Annotated in this window: 11 protein-coding genes and 3 pseudogenes; 8 read left to right on the top strand and 6 right to left on the bottom strand. The window is 61.0% G+C overall.

Annotation, left to right across the window (positions count from 1 at the left end; all coding sequences use genetic code 11):
- Positions 1-35: 35 nt before the first annotated feature.
- The 3 genes from A3M7_RS0133580 to A3M7_RS0133570 all read right to left on the bottom strand — a co-directional run bounded on the left by A3M7_RS0133580 (position 36) and on the right by A3M7_RS0133570 (position 3,028).
- The gene (locus tag A3M7_RS0133580; protein ID WP_027547834.1) at positions 36-1,019 is read right to left on the bottom strand and encodes a ketopantoate reductase family protein; all 984 of its coding nucleotides are present in this window, start codon (positions 1,017-1,019) and stop codon (positions 36-38) included.
- Positions 1,020-1,085: 66 nt separating this feature from the next.
- Entirely contained in the window at positions 1,086-2,606 is a 1,521-nt protein-coding gene (locus A3M7_RS0133575; RefSeq protein ID WP_027547833.1) for a tripartite tricarboxylate transporter permease, read from the bottom strand.
- On the bottom strand, positions 2,606-3,028 hold the full coding sequence (locus A3M7_RS0133570) for a tripartite tricarboxylate transporter TctB family protein (RefSeq protein WP_027547832.1): 423 nt from the start codon (positions 3,026-3,028) through the stop codon (positions 2,606-2,608). The genes A3M7_RS0133575 and A3M7_RS0133570 overlap by 1 nt, the downstream gene beginning before the upstream one ends.
- 260 nt (positions 3,029-3,288) lie before the next feature.
- Between A3M7_RS0133570 and A3M7_RS0133565 the strand changes: the two genes are divergently transcribed.
- Together A3M7_RS0133565 and A3M7_RS0133560 are read left to right on the top strand one after the other, a co-directional pair.
- On the top strand, positions 3,289-4,269 hold the full coding sequence (locus A3M7_RS0133565; protein ID WP_027547831.1) for a tripartite tricarboxylate transporter substrate binding protein: 981 nt from the start codon (positions 3,289-3,291) through the stop codon (positions 4,267-4,269).
- A gap of 288 nt (positions 4,270-4,557) precedes the next feature.
- Positions 4,558-5,451, top strand: coding sequence for a LysR family transcriptional regulator (locus A3M7_RS0133560; protein ID WP_027547830.1), 894 nt, complete (start codon positions 4,558-4,560; stop codon positions 5,449-5,451).
- Positions 5,452-5,615: 164 nt separating this feature from the next.
- Here the strand turns inward: A3M7_RS0133560 and A3M7_RS0133555 are convergent, their stop codons facing one another.
- Positions 5,616-6,383, bottom strand: coding sequence for a glucose 1-dehydrogenase (locus tag A3M7_RS0133555; protein ID WP_027547829.1), 768 nt, complete (start codon positions 6,381-6,383; stop codon positions 5,616-5,618).
- Between the two features lie 54 nt (positions 6,384-6,437).
- On the bottom strand, positions 6,438-6,746 hold the full coding sequence (locus A3M7_RS0133550; RefSeq protein WP_027547828.1) for an aldo/keto reductase: 309 nt from the start codon (positions 6,744-6,746) through the stop codon (positions 6,438-6,440).
- A gap of 199 nt (positions 6,747-6,945) precedes the next feature.
- Here A3M7_RS0133550 and paoA point away from each other — a divergent pair, with 199 nt between their 5' ends.
- From paoA to A3M7_RS45390, 6 genes and pseudogenes are all read left to right on the top strand, one after another.
- Positions 6,946-7,587, top strand: coding sequence for an aldehyde dehydrogenase iron-sulfur subunit PaoA (gene paoA / locus A3M7_RS0133545; RefSeq protein WP_027547827.1), 642 nt, complete (start codon positions 6,946-6,948; stop codon positions 7,585-7,587).
- Positions 7,584-8,534 carry a xanthine dehydrogenase family protein subunit M gene (locus tag A3M7_RS0133540; protein ID WP_027547826.1) on the top strand — a complete coding sequence of 317 codons (951 nt, stop codon included), beginning with the start codon at positions 7,584-7,586 and terminating at the stop codon, positions 8,532-8,534. Before paoA ends, A3M7_RS0133540 begins: the two co-directional genes overlap by 4 nt.
- 4 nt (positions 8,535-8,538) lie before the next feature.
- Entirely contained in the window at positions 8,539-10,752 is a 2,214-nt protein-coding gene (paoC, locus tag A3M7_RS0133535) for an aldehyde oxidoreductase molybdenum-binding subunit PaoC (RefSeq protein WP_027547825.1), read from the top strand.
- 70 nt (positions 10,753-10,822) lie between these two features.
- Positions 10,823-11,164 (top strand): annotated as a pseudogene (locus A3M7_RS0133530) (molybdopterin cofactor-binding domain-containing protein); the annotation flags it as partial.
- A 92-nt stretch (positions 11,165-11,256) separates the two neighbouring features.
- A pseudogene (locus A3M7_RS47550) lies at positions 11,257-11,427 on the top strand (SDR family oxidoreductase); the annotation flags it as partial.
- Positions 11,428-11,603: 176 nt separating this feature from the next.
- A pseudogene (locus A3M7_RS45390) lies at positions 11,604-12,401 on the top strand (molybdopterin cofactor-binding domain-containing protein); the annotation flags it as partial.
- Positions 12,402-12,768: 367 nt separating this feature from the next.
- On the opposite strand, the gene A3M7_RS49110 reads toward A3M7_RS45390, so the two are convergent.
- Positions 12,769-12,921 carry a hypothetical protein gene (locus tag A3M7_RS49110; RefSeq protein ID WP_156937056.1) on the bottom strand — a complete coding sequence of 51 codons (153 nt, stop codon included), beginning with the start codon at positions 12,919-12,921 and terminating at the stop codon, positions 12,769-12,771.
- Between the last annotated feature and the right edge of the window lie 24 nt (positions 12,922-12,945).

Raw genomic sequence — 12,945 nt, 5'->3', positions numbered from 1 at the left:
AATCAATGGCAGCGGCTGTTCAGATGCGGTGGGTGTCAGTTCTGGCCTGCATAGAGGCCGGCCGATCGCGCGCGCTGCGCGGCGAGGCCGATGATCAGGTCCAAGGTCGGCGTCGAGACCTTGGCCAGACGAGCCAGGTCGAGCGGGACCCGCAGCATGGCATCGACTTCCATCGGTCGACCGCGCTCCAGGTCCTGCAGAATGCTTTGTTTGTGTGTCGATACGGATAGTCGAGCCAGACCGCCCTCCGGATCCCCTGGATCGCAACCGAGAGCTTTCGCGATAGCAGCACCTTCACGTGCCATCGCTGCGGCGGCCGCCGCTACCGCAGGATCCGAGAAAGCCTCTTTCATCGCAAAACCGGTCAGGATCGCGAGTGCCCCTCCCGTGAGGTTCATGAGCAGCTTTGTCCAGATCGCATCTCGAATCTTCGGCGTCACCTCGGCCTCAAGGCCGCTGGCGAGCATCGCATCGGCCAGGGATTGAAGGTGTGGATCGGCTTTGCCGTCGGGACGTCCCAGGATCAGGCGATTTCTGGGATTCTCCGCGTGGATCACGCCGGGGGCCGTCACAGTACATGCTGTGTAGGCGACGGTCCCAATTGCCCGTTCGGGTCGAACGGTTCGCCAGAGGATGCCGTCAACATCGATGCGCGGCAATTTCGTGCCGTCGAGCGCACCTCCGTTGGCGTGGAAATACCACCAGGGAATCCCGTTCATGGCGAAAAGCACAAGTGTATCGTCACGCAGCAACGTACCGATGCCTTCTGCTGCTTGCGGCAGCGACGGCGCCTTGAGGGCCACGATCACAACGTCCTGCGGTCCAAGTCTCTTGGGGTCGTCGGTTGCCTTCGGCCAACTGTGAAGGACGCCCTCTCGCGTTTCCACGCGGAGTCCATCCTTCTCAATGGCAGCAAGATGCGCGCCCCGGGCGATGAGAGACACGTCTGCGCCGCTTTTCGCGAGCCTGCCTGCGAGATGTCCGCCAACCGCGCCTGCTCCGTATACGCAAATTCTCATTCTCCGGACCTCCAAATCATCCTATTCAGCCAGAGCATGGCGCTTCAATCTGACGGCATCCGAACGTCACGTCGTTGCCTCCGTAGGACCTTCCGCGTGCACGTTCGGAAGGAGGCGCTTGCCTCGGAACGAAAGGACGACGTTGATCGCGACCACGATGGCAATAATTCCCAGAAGCGATGCAGAGATGGGCTGCTGGACGAAGGTCGCGAAGCTCCCGCGGCTGATGACCATCGCTCGTCGGAAATTTTCCTCCAACATGGGGCCAAGAACGAAACCCAGCATCAACGGCGCCGGATCCAGCTTGAGCCGCATCAGAATGCAGCCGATGAGGCCGAAAACCGCCGTGATGAGGATATCGTCAAGGTTGTTGTTGACGCTGAACGTCCCGATGCAACAGAAAAACAGAATTGACGGAACGAGGACGTTGTAAGGAATTTTGAAGACGGATAGCCAGAGCCGCACCAGCGGCACATTGAGAATGAGGAGAAAGCAATTTCCGACCCACATGCTCGCCACGAGCCCCCAGAAGAGATCTGGGTGCTTCGCGATCATGTTTGGCCCAGGCTGGATTCCCTTGATGATGAAGGCAGCCATCATCAAGGCCATGACTGCATTCTCGGGGATCCCGATGCTCATCAGCGGAATGAAGCTGGTTCGAGCTGCCGCCTCGTCGGCCGCAGCCTGGCCTGCAACCCCCTCGATCGCGCCCGAGCCGATCTCGTGACCGTACTTGCTCACCTTCTTGTCGAGGCCGTAAGCAACGAACTGGGCGATGACCGGGCCGCCCCCCGGCAGGATGCCCAGTACTGAGCCTATCACACTGCCGCGCAGCGCGCTGGGAATAATCCTCTTGAATTCGGCCCAAGTCGGAATCAGGTGGATTTTGCCGTTGAACGGCGTGCGCTCGTCTCGCGCATCCAGATTCTTGGTGATCTCAGCGATGCCGAAACACCCGAGCGCGATGCTAACGACACTGACGCCGTCATAGAGTGCGGGCAGGTCGAAGGTGAAGCGCTGAACGCCGGTCTCAAGATCGGTGCCGACTTGCCCGAACAGCACGCCAAGCATGCACATCATCAGGCCGTTCAGGAGGCTGTCGGTGGTAACGAAACTGACGCAGAAGAAGCCTAGCAGCATCAAGGCGCAATAGTCGGCGGGTCCGAAGAGGAAAGCCACCTGTCCTAAGGTCGGCGCCAAACAGGCCAGCACAACAAGCGCCACCGTGCCTCCGATGAAACTTGATACACCCGCAGTAAAGAGCGCTAAGCCGGTCTTGCCCTTGAGCGTCATCTGGTAGCCGTCGATGCAGGCCACGATGCTGCTCGCATGCGGGATCTTCATAGTGATCGCGCTGACGCTGTCGCCGTACTGCGCGCCATAGTAGATGCCGGCCAGCATGATCAGCGCGCCACCTGTCGGAATCGAATAGGTCAGCGGCAAAAGTAGGCTGATCGTGGCGAGGGGACCGAGCCCCGGAAGCAGGCCGACCAGGGTTCCGACCACACATCCGATCGCGCAGTAGAGCAGATTGGCCGGCGTGAGCGCATGCTCAAATCCGAATGCGAGATTCTGAAGAATATCCATTAGACGAGCCGCAGATTGAGCCCGAGGACTCTTTCGAAAATCAGGGCCACCGCAGTCAGTCCAATCGAGATCTGAAGATTGCGCTTCCAGGAGTAGGTCCGCGCGGCCAGCCCCACGACAAAGATCATGAGGACTATCCCAACAAGCATATTCAAGAACCGAGAAGCCGCGACAAACAGAACCAGGCCCGCCAGGATCAGCCCGATATTCTTCATGTCGAAATACAAGGGCACGGGGTCGGTGACGTGAGATTGAACGATCGAAATCACGGCCAGGACTAACAAAAGTCCACTCACGATCAGAGGAAACATTCCCGGGCCGGAGCGGCCCAGATCCCCAATCGTATAGCGCAGCGCGCTCACGGCAAAGAAGAGGGCTATAGCCGTCATAAATAGCCCTCGTACAAGGTTTGTATTGAGCATCTCGTCCTCTCTTGTCGTGGTCTCGTTCCGGTCGCCGCAAGTTGCGGCCTCGACCGGATTTCAGGCGGACCCGTTCAACACCCATCAATGGGCGATGCTCTGGATGAAAACCACAGTTAATGGAGCCAATGGGTCGAGCGGATATAGCGCGCTGCTATATCCAATCCGGCTCGCAGGCTGCGGTCCTCGGTCAGTTGGTGTATCGGAATGACAACAGACGAGGCGCTTCCCAAATGGCGTCCAATTGAGGAGGGAATCCGGTGATATCGCGCAGGATTTTTGTGCTGGGTGGGACGGCGTGCGGCCTGGGAGGATTGGCTTATGGCTCAACCGTATATGCTCAATCGGCCTACCCCAATCGCGTCGTTAGGATCGTCGTCGCGAATCCTCCTGGTGGTGACGACGATACGCTGAGCCGATTTATCTCCGAAGCCATCGCGTCCGACCTGGGGCGGCCACTCATCGTCGAAAACAGGGGCGGCGCCGCAACCACCATCGGCGCCATGGCTGTCTCACTGGCCGCACCGGACGGCTACACCCTGTTGTGCCTGCACTCAGCGGCCCTGGTTCAAACAGTCCTGCGCGAGAGCCTGAAATACAGCCTGAAGAGTTTCACGCCGATCATCAAGATCGGTGGATATCCCATGGCGCTCGTGGTTCCCGCGGCCTCGAAAATCGCGACGATCGAAGACGTCAAAGCGATCGCCACGAAGTCTGACGGTATTGCTTATGCAAGCGCTGGCGCGGGAACGATGGCTCACCTAACGGCTATTCGTTTCCTGAAAGCCATCGGAGGGCACGGCCTCCACGTCACCTACAAGAACAATCCGGAGGGCATGCAGTCGCTGGTCGGAGGCTACACGCAAATGATGTTTCCATCGGCTCGCGAGGCGGCGAACCTGCGCGGAGAAGGGCTGCTCCGCGTTCTTGCCGTGACCTCCAGCGAAAGGACGAACAACCTGCCTGACGTTCCGACTATGCGCGAGCTCGGCTTTCCAGATATCAACTCGCAACTCTGGTACAGCTATGCTGCTCCGGCAGGCACCCCGCCGGCCGTTGTGTCGCGCCTCGCGGAAGCGATCCGGAAAGCTGTCCAGTCGCAGAGCTTCAGGGACCGTTTCCAACCCCTGTCGTTTCAAACTGATATCCGCACCGGTGACGATCTCAATCAATTCCTGGCCAGCGAGGCGGCGCGATGGAAAGAAGTCGTCGTCGATAACAATATCCGGTTCACCGACTAACGACGTGGACAATTGCTTTAGTCGGATCGGAGCTACGCCGCTCAACTGCGGGACGCAATTTCCTGGGCAGGAAGTAAGAGGGGGAATTCGGACTCACCCAGACGGATGGCTGATTGCTCAAGATGCTGAGCGTGCCAGGACCGCGTTGGATAAGATGCAGCGGCCCTACGGCGATCTGCGCAACCTGCGCCGACCACAAGTATTCGAGCGCCAGGCGCTCGCCAAGATCCTTTTATGATGCGGTCAAGACCTGTATAATGTCTATTCAGATATGAAAGGCATTCATGATTGTCCCGCCAGAACATTAACGATCTCCTTGCATTTCTGGCCGTCGCCCGAGAGCGCAGCTTCACGAAGGCAGCCGCCCGGTTCGGCATTAGCCAGTCCGCTTTGAGCCACACCATTCGTCAGCTCGAGGCGAGGCTTGGCGTTCGGCTGCTCACACGCACGACGCGCGCCGTTGCGCCGACCGACGCGGGCGAGCGGCTGCTGGAAAGGATTGGTCCGCACTTCGACCAGATCGAGCTCGAGATCGATGCCCTGAACGAGCTGCGCGCCACACCCGCCGGGACTATCCGGGTCGTCGCCCCCGACTATGCCATCAGCAGCATCTTGTGGCCGAAACTGAGGAAATTTCTCGTCCGGCATCCGGAGATCAAGGTCGAGCTATTGCTCGACAACGGTCTCAACGACATTGTGACGGAGCGCTACGATGCAGGTGTACGAATGGGCGAGCAGCTCGCGAAGGACATGATCTCGGCGCGGATCGGCCCCGATTTCCGCTTCGCCGTCGTGGGCGCCAAGTCCTATTTCGGCGACCGTGCCGTGCCCAAAAGGCCACAGGATCTCACCGGGCACGACTGCATCAATTACCGATTCCCGACCTCGGGCGGTCTCTACGTCTGGGAGTTCGAGGAAAGGGGTCGCGAGATCAAGGTGCGCGTCGACGGCCAACTCGTCTTCAACAACATCTTTCATGTTCTGGACGCGGCGCTCGCCGGGCAGGGATTGGCCTACGTGCCGGAGGAAATAGCGCTGCCGCACATCGCCAAAGGTCGTCTGCAGCGTGTGCTTGAAGGATGGTCACCGTACTGGAGCGGCTATCATCTCTACTACCCGAGCCGCCGCCAGTCCTCTCCCGCCTTCGTCACGTTCGTCGAGGAGCTGCGCCATCGCGCGTGATCCGCGCTATTTCGCGTAAAGCGAATGCCGCGGTGTCAGTCGTCCGGACGGCGCCGCCTGCCGGGGAGACGATGCGTTGGCGAAGCCCAACCCAAGATTTGCCAGGCCGACGGCCAGCCGGAATGCGGCCACGCATGTCCTCGTCGCCCTGAGTCTTGCGCGCGTCATTGGGCGGTGAAGCCGCCATCGACGAGGAGCGCGTGGCCGGTTACGAAGCTCGATCCCGAACTGCACAACCACAGCACCGAGCCCGCGATCTCGTCGCCCGTACCCAGCCGCTTCATCGGGAGATCGCGCAGCAGGTCGTCCATCTTGAGCATGCCCTTTTCGAGCATGTCGGACACCATCGGCGTATCGATGGTACCGGGGCAGACGGCGTTGATGCGGATGCCCCGGTTCGCATATTCGAGCGCGACGCTGCGGGTCAGTCCGATCACGCCGTGCTTGGTGCCATGGTAGGCGGCGATTCCGGCACGCCCGACCACGCCTCCGATGGAGGAACAGTTGACGATGGCGCCATTGCCTTGCTTTCGCATCTGGCGGAGTTCGTGCTTCATGCACGCCCAGACGCCGCGCTGATTGATGGCGCCGATCCTGTCGTAGTCCTCAGCCGACTGGTCCGCGGTATCGGATGCAGGAATCTGGATACCGGCATTGTTGAACGCCGCATCGAGACGCCCGAACTCGGCGACCGTCCGTCCGACCATCTCGGCCACCTGGACCTCGTCGGCGACATCGCAGTGGATCCCGATCGCCTTGCCGCCGGCCGACCGGATCTCCGCGACGGCTCTATCCAAGGACTCCTTGTTGATGCCCGCCACGGCTACTGCGGCTCCGGCGCGTGCGAACGCGCAGGCTGTGGCAAAGCCCATCCCGGAGTTTCCCCCGGTCACCAACGCGACACGGCCTCCGAAATCATACGTAACGCTCATCTGCACCTCCCATATGTAGTGGCGACCTCGCCCGCAACGTTGGGCGGCGAGGCGCTAATCCAACCTTGATCTGCGAAGAGCAGCCCGCCAGCCGGTCCTCAGTCTTGGCAATCTAGGCCATCTGCCGCGCATCCATGCGGCGCCAGAAAGCTCCAGCCGGGCAAGGCCCATCTCCAGCTCGCGCAGGTCCTCAGGCGTTAACTGAACGTCGATTGCTCCAATGTTCTCCCGCAGCTGATCCATATTGCCGGTCCCGGGGATCGGCACGATCCATGGCTTCTGTGCCATCAGCCACGCCAAGGCGACCTGGGCGGGCGTCGCGCCCTTCTTACTGTGGCGCGCCGCTTTGATTAGACGGCGCAAATTGCTTGTCGTGATGAATTCTACTCACGATTATGGGTGCATCCGCCCCGCCGGGACTTGATGGACCATTCGTGAGCCAACCTCATAGGAGCAAGCGAAACGCCTCACGAAACTCGATGGCTGAAGGGTAGTTTCCAATGGGAATTGAGCTGAGCCGCGCACGCGAGCGCGCCAGCGAGGCGAAAAAAAGGAACAACCCATGACGGATTTCCCAGAACTCGCCATGTCGCGCCGCGTTGTCTTGGCAAGCGGAGCAGCAACGGTCGTCGTCGCAATCTCTCCGTCGAACGTTGACGCACAACCTCGAGCCAAGTCGGAGACGATCGCCGTGATGCCCGTACGTTTTCAAGTCAACGGGAAATCCGAATTTTTGACGCTAGACCCTCGCACGAGCTTGTTGGATGCCTTGCGCGAGCATCTCCACCTGACCGGAACGAAGAAAGGATGCGATCACGGGCAGTGCGGGGCATGTACGGTGATCGTCGACGGCATGCGCATAAATTCGTGCCTCAGCCTGGCGGTGCAGCACGAAGGCGACGACATCACGACGATCGAGGGTCTCGGCACCCCTGACCGCCTTCACCCGATGCAGGCCGCATTCATCAAACACGATGGCTACCAGTGTGGCTATTGCACGCCCGGTCAGATCTGTTCGGCGGTGGCTGTCCTCGACGAGATCGAGCGCGGCGTGCCGAGCCATGTGCAAGCCGATCTCAACGCACGATCGCATCCGACGAACATGGAAATGCGCGAAAGGATGAGCGGCAACATTTGCCGCTGCGGCGCCTATTCCAACATCGCAGACGCTATGGCCGAAGTTGCAGGGGAGAGAAAGGCATGAGGCCCTTCACCTATGAGCGCGCAAAGGATCCGATAGAGGCAGCCCGCATCGTCGCCAGCCGCCCCGGTGCTCGCTTTCTGGCGGGCGGCACCAATCTTCTCGATCTGATGAAGATCCAGGTGGAGACGCCCACACACCTCGTTGACATCCAGGATCTCGATCTCGAGAAGATCGAGGCGACCAAGGAGGGCGGACTGCGGATCGGCGCGCTGGTGACCAATACCGCCCTTGCATCGGACGAGCGGGTCCGTCGCGACTACGGCGTCCTTGCGCGGGCAATCGTCGCGGGAGCGTCGGGTCAACTCCGCAACAAGGCGTCGACGGCGGGCAATCTGCTCCAACGGACCCGATGCCCGTATTTCTATGACACGAACATGGCCTGCAACAAGCGCACGCCGGGGACGGGTTGCGCGGCTTTGGGCGGAGCCTCGCGACAGCTTGGCATCATCGGCGTCAGCAGTTCCTGCATTGCCAACTTCCCGGGAGACATGCCCGTCGCGTTGCGCCTGCTTGACGCGGCAATCGAGACGGTCGACCCAGAAGGCCAGCACCGTTCGATTCCGATCGCCGACTTCCATCGCCTTTGGGGAGAAACTCCCCACATCGAGACAGCGCTGCGGCCGGGCGAACTGATTACCGCGGTGACTCTCCCCGCCCCCGTCGGCGGCAAGCACTTCTACGAAAAGGTCCGGGATCGCGCCTCATACGCCTTCGCTCTGGTATCGGTCGCCGCCGTGATCCAGCCGGATGGGACCGGCCGCGTGGCGTTCGGCGGCGTCGCTCCGAAGCCATGGCGGATCGAGCAGGCGGAAGCCCTTTTGCCGCAGGGGGCCGCTGCGGTCACCGCACGCGCTTTCCAGGGCGCGACGCCGACCAAGGCCAACGCCTTCAAGCTGCCGCTCGCCACCCGCGCGCTGGCCTCCGTCATCGCACAAGCCAAGGCCTGACCCGATGAAATTCGACGCCCCCGCCGCCCGCAATCCGATCGATGACATGAAGGTCGTCGGCCGCGCCCACGAACGTATCGACGGCCGCCTGAAGACGACCGGCCATGCACCCTACGCATTCGAGCACCATCGCGAAGTGTCAAATCCCGTGTACGGCTACATCGTCGGATCCGCGATCGGTAAAGGGCGAATGAACAGTATCGACGTGTCGGCAGCGAAGGTTGTCCCCGGCGTTCTGGCCGTTGTGACGGCTCAGGACGCCGGCAAGCTCGGGAAGGGCAAGCACAACACGGCGAAGCTTCTTGGAGGTCCGGAGGTCGACCACTATCACCAGGCGATCGCGATCGTCGTCGCCGAAACGTTCGAGCAGGCGCGGCACGCCGCCGGCCTCGTTCGGGCGAACTATGCTCCCTCCGAGGGCCGCTTCGACCTCTCCGCCGGTTTGGAGACGGCGGAGTTGGTAACAGATCCCAACAGTGCCCCTGCCCCGAAGGAAAATCGGATCGGATCGTTCGAGCAGGCGTTCTCAGCCGCGCCGGTGAAGCTCGACGCGAGCTACACCACGCCCGACTACAGCCATGCGATGATGGAGCCTTTCGCGTCGATCGCCGCATGGAAGGATGATGAGCTGACGATTTGGACGTCAAGCCAGATGGTCGATTGGGGCCGTACGGATCTGGCGGCGACGCTGGGCATTCCAAAGGAGAAGATCCGCTTCATGTCGCCCTATGTTGGCGGCGGTTTCGGGGGCAAGCTCTTTCTGCGCGCGGACGCGCTGATGGCTGCGCTCGGCGCTCGTGCTGCGGGGCGCCCTGTAAAGGTCGCCATGCAGCGACCTCTCATCGCGAACAACACGACCCACCGGCCGGCCACCCGGCAACGCATCCGGATCGGCTGCAAGCAGGACGGAGCGATCGTCGCTATCGCTCACGAAAGCGGCTCGGGCAATCAATCCGGGGGCAGTCCTGAGGCGGCGGTCAGCCAGACCCGGTTGCTCTACGCCGGTTCGGACCGCCTGACCAAGCTGCGTCTGGCCGTGCTCGATTTGCCGGAAGGCAACGCGATGCGTGCCCCGGGCGAGGCGCCCGGCATGATGGCGCTCGAGATCGCCATCGACGAGGTCGCGGAGAAGTTCGGCATGGATCCGGTCGCCTTCCGGATCAAGAACGACACGCAGGTCGATCCCGAAAAACCCGACAGGCGTTTCTCGCAGCGGCAGTTCGTGCGCTGCCTGAACGAAGGGGCGGAGCGCTTCGGCTGGTCGCGGCGCAGTTCCAAACCGGGCCAGGTCCGCGACGGACAATGGCTGGTCGGCATGGGCGTGGCGGCCGCGTTCCGCAACCATTTGGATATACCATCCGGCGCTCGGGTACGGCTGGGGACCGACGGACGGATTACGGTCGAGACCGATATGACCGACATCGGCACCGGCAGCTACACCATTATCGCACAGACGGCCGCCGAAATGATGGGAGTTCCGATCGAGGCGGTCGACGTCAAACTCGGCGATTCCGCCTTCCCCGTATCCGCGGGCTCCGGGGGCCAGTTCGGCGCCGCGAATTCGACCGCAGGCGTGTACGCCGCCTGCGTCAGGCTCCGCGAGGCGGTTGCCCAGCGCCTCGGATTCAATTCGGCCGACGCAACCTTCAGCGACGGCAAGGTTATGTCAGGAAATCGCACCGCCGAGCTCCGCGAAGCGGCCGCATCCGGCGATTTGGAAGGCGAGGACAAGATCGAGTACGGCGAGTTGGGCAAGACCTTCCAGCTTTCGACGTTCGGGGCGCATTTCGTCGAGGTCGGCGTGAACGCCTACACCGGAGTCACTAGGCTGCGGCGGATGCTGGCGACGTGTGCGTCCGGACGCATCATCAATCCGAAGTCCGCGCGCAGCCAAGTCATCGGTGCGATGACGATGGGCGTCGGGAGCGCACTGATGGAGGAGTTGGTGGTCGACGAGCGCTTTGGCCTGTTCGTCAATCACGACCTCGCAAGCTATGAAGTGCCCGTGCACGCCGACATTCCTCACCAGGAGGTCGTGTTCCTCGAGGAGGCGGACGAAAACGCAAATCCGATGAAGGCCAAGGGGGTCGGCGAACTCGGCCTTTGTGGCGTAGGGGCTGCGATCGCCAACGCGATATACAACGCTACCGGAGTTCGCGTGAGGGATTACCCCATTACGCTTGATAAGCATCTGAACCAACTGCCGACCGTGGCCTAATCCGGTGCCGCAAGTCACCCCTCGAAAAGAAAACGCGTCGAGCCGGTCCATCATGGGAATCTGGACCCGGCGGACCGCGCGGAGCCAGGTGATCGGTGCGATGACCATGGGCGCAGGCGCCGCGTTGATGGACGAACTCGCCGTCGACAAACGCCGTGGATTCTTCGTCAATCACGACCTTTCTGGCCACGAAGTGCCGGTCCACGCTGACATACCGCATCTGGAAATGATCTTCCTCGATGAGGCGGACGACAAGGTCTCGCCGATGAAGGCGAACGGCGTGGCCGAACTCGGCATATTCGGCGTCGCCGCCGCCGTCGCCAATGCAGTCTACAACGCGACCGGCGTTCGCGCACGAGATTATCCCGTCACCTTGGACAAACACCTCAATGCCTTGCCGGCCGTATCGTGACCGGATGCTTCGGATCTTTGCCTGACGCTGTCTCTGGATCAGGTGTGGAAGATGCGCCTTGGATAGGCGTGTAGCCATCAACAAGCGGCGCTGAATCGATTGACATGAGCACGAAGATTAGGAAACCAACATGCCTAACAGGAATGATCGGACGGATTGGAAAATCCGAAGAAATCACCGCGGCTGTCGTCTGGCTGTGCTCAGACGCCGCGGCTTTTGTCGTAGGGCACGCAATGGTCGTGGACGGCGGACAGACAGCGTAGGCCTGAGACCCATCAAGATGAATGGCCGCGACGCATGGCTCGTCGGCGCCTCACCGGGCAGGAGTTTGCCAAGAGCAAGCCGTAAGCCCGCCTTCTCGAACTAAACCTTTGCGCACGAACCTTGGTTCATCGACGGAACGCGAATGCCTGCGGCTGTGTAAGCGAAAGGATGAGCCATGAAGTTTGCTACGCTCGCCACCCCGAATCCGATCGATCGGCTCAGCGTTGTCGGTAAACCGCATGACCGGGTCGAGGGGCGACTTAAAACGACAGGCAAGGCTACCTACGCCTATGAGTATGCTGGCGCCGTAAGCAATGCTGCGTACGGCTATGTCGTTGGTGCAGCGATTTCCAAGGGGCTGATCAAGTCCATCGATACGGCCGGTGCAAAGGCTGCCCCAGGTGTCATCGCCGTCATAACTCATGAGAACGCAGGACCGCTCGCAAAAGGCGAGTTCTACACCCAGCGCTTTCTGGCCGGCCCGGAAGTCGACCACTACCATCAGGTCGCGGCCTTGGTCGTCGCCGAAACGTTCGAACAAGCACGGTCGGCCGCCTCCCTCGTCCGTATAGATTATGTCAGGAACAACGGCTCATTCGATCTGGAGGCCCATAAGCGGATGGCGCCACTTGCCAAGCAGGGTCCATATGGAGGTCCCACCGAGACAGCCGTCGGAGACTTCGCTGGCGCTTTCGCGACTTCGGCGGTCAAGCTCGACGAGACCTACACGACGCCCAACCAAGCGCACGCCATGATGGAGCCGCACGCGACAATAGCGGCATGGGAGGGCGACAAGCTGACCTGCTGGACATCGATCCAGCAGATGAACTGGGGCACACGCGATCTGGCCGAGACATTGCGCATTCCAAGAGAAAACATCAGGCTCATATCACCGTATATCGGCGGCGGATTCGGCGGGAAGGGAACGGCTCAGTCCGACCTTGTCATGGCAGCGCTCGGAGCGCGCGCAGCCNCGGCTAACTATGGCGGACTTACGCCAAGCTCTTTTATAGCCAAAGCCGACAACTGCTTCGCCTCGCGAACGCCGNGCTGCCCCAGTTCTATGAGCTTTCTTGCGATCAGGTCTGTGATCGTTCGTTGCGGTCAACCAGGCAAAGCGCTTGCAAAGTGCGCTCGTAGGCGTCCGTCAATATCGTTATTTCCTCCGGGCCTAACGGAGAGTTCTGTAGCAGGCGGTAGATGGCCATTTTGGGTTTAGCTCCGGACCAATTATGGCGCCCGAAAATCAAATTAAGACACACCTAAATTCAGCTTGGGGCACTCGGGCTGGCGGGTGCCCGTCTGTGCAGAAGTGAACATGGGTACCCACTGAGGCGGCCTTACTTCAAATCCATCTCGCGGGCTTCCGCCTCAATCTCGTCGGCCATCCGGTAAAGGAAAAGAGCCAACTTGACGTCGTCGGTTTCAGCCGCCTTTCGACGGCATTCTTGGATGCGCGCTTGCACGTCGACAAGGAAATCCAGGTTGGTCATGGAAGGCTATCTTATAACCATCAA

This window comes from Bradyrhizobium sp. WSM2254 (genome assembly GCF_000472645.1).
In the GTDB taxonomy this organism is placed as follows: domain Bacteria; phylum Pseudomonadota; class Alphaproteobacteria; order Rhizobiales; family Xanthobacteraceae; genus Bradyrhizobium; species Bradyrhizobium niftali.
Note: the sequence above shows the minus strand (reverse complement) of the source record. Positions and strands in the feature narration are given on the sequence as shown.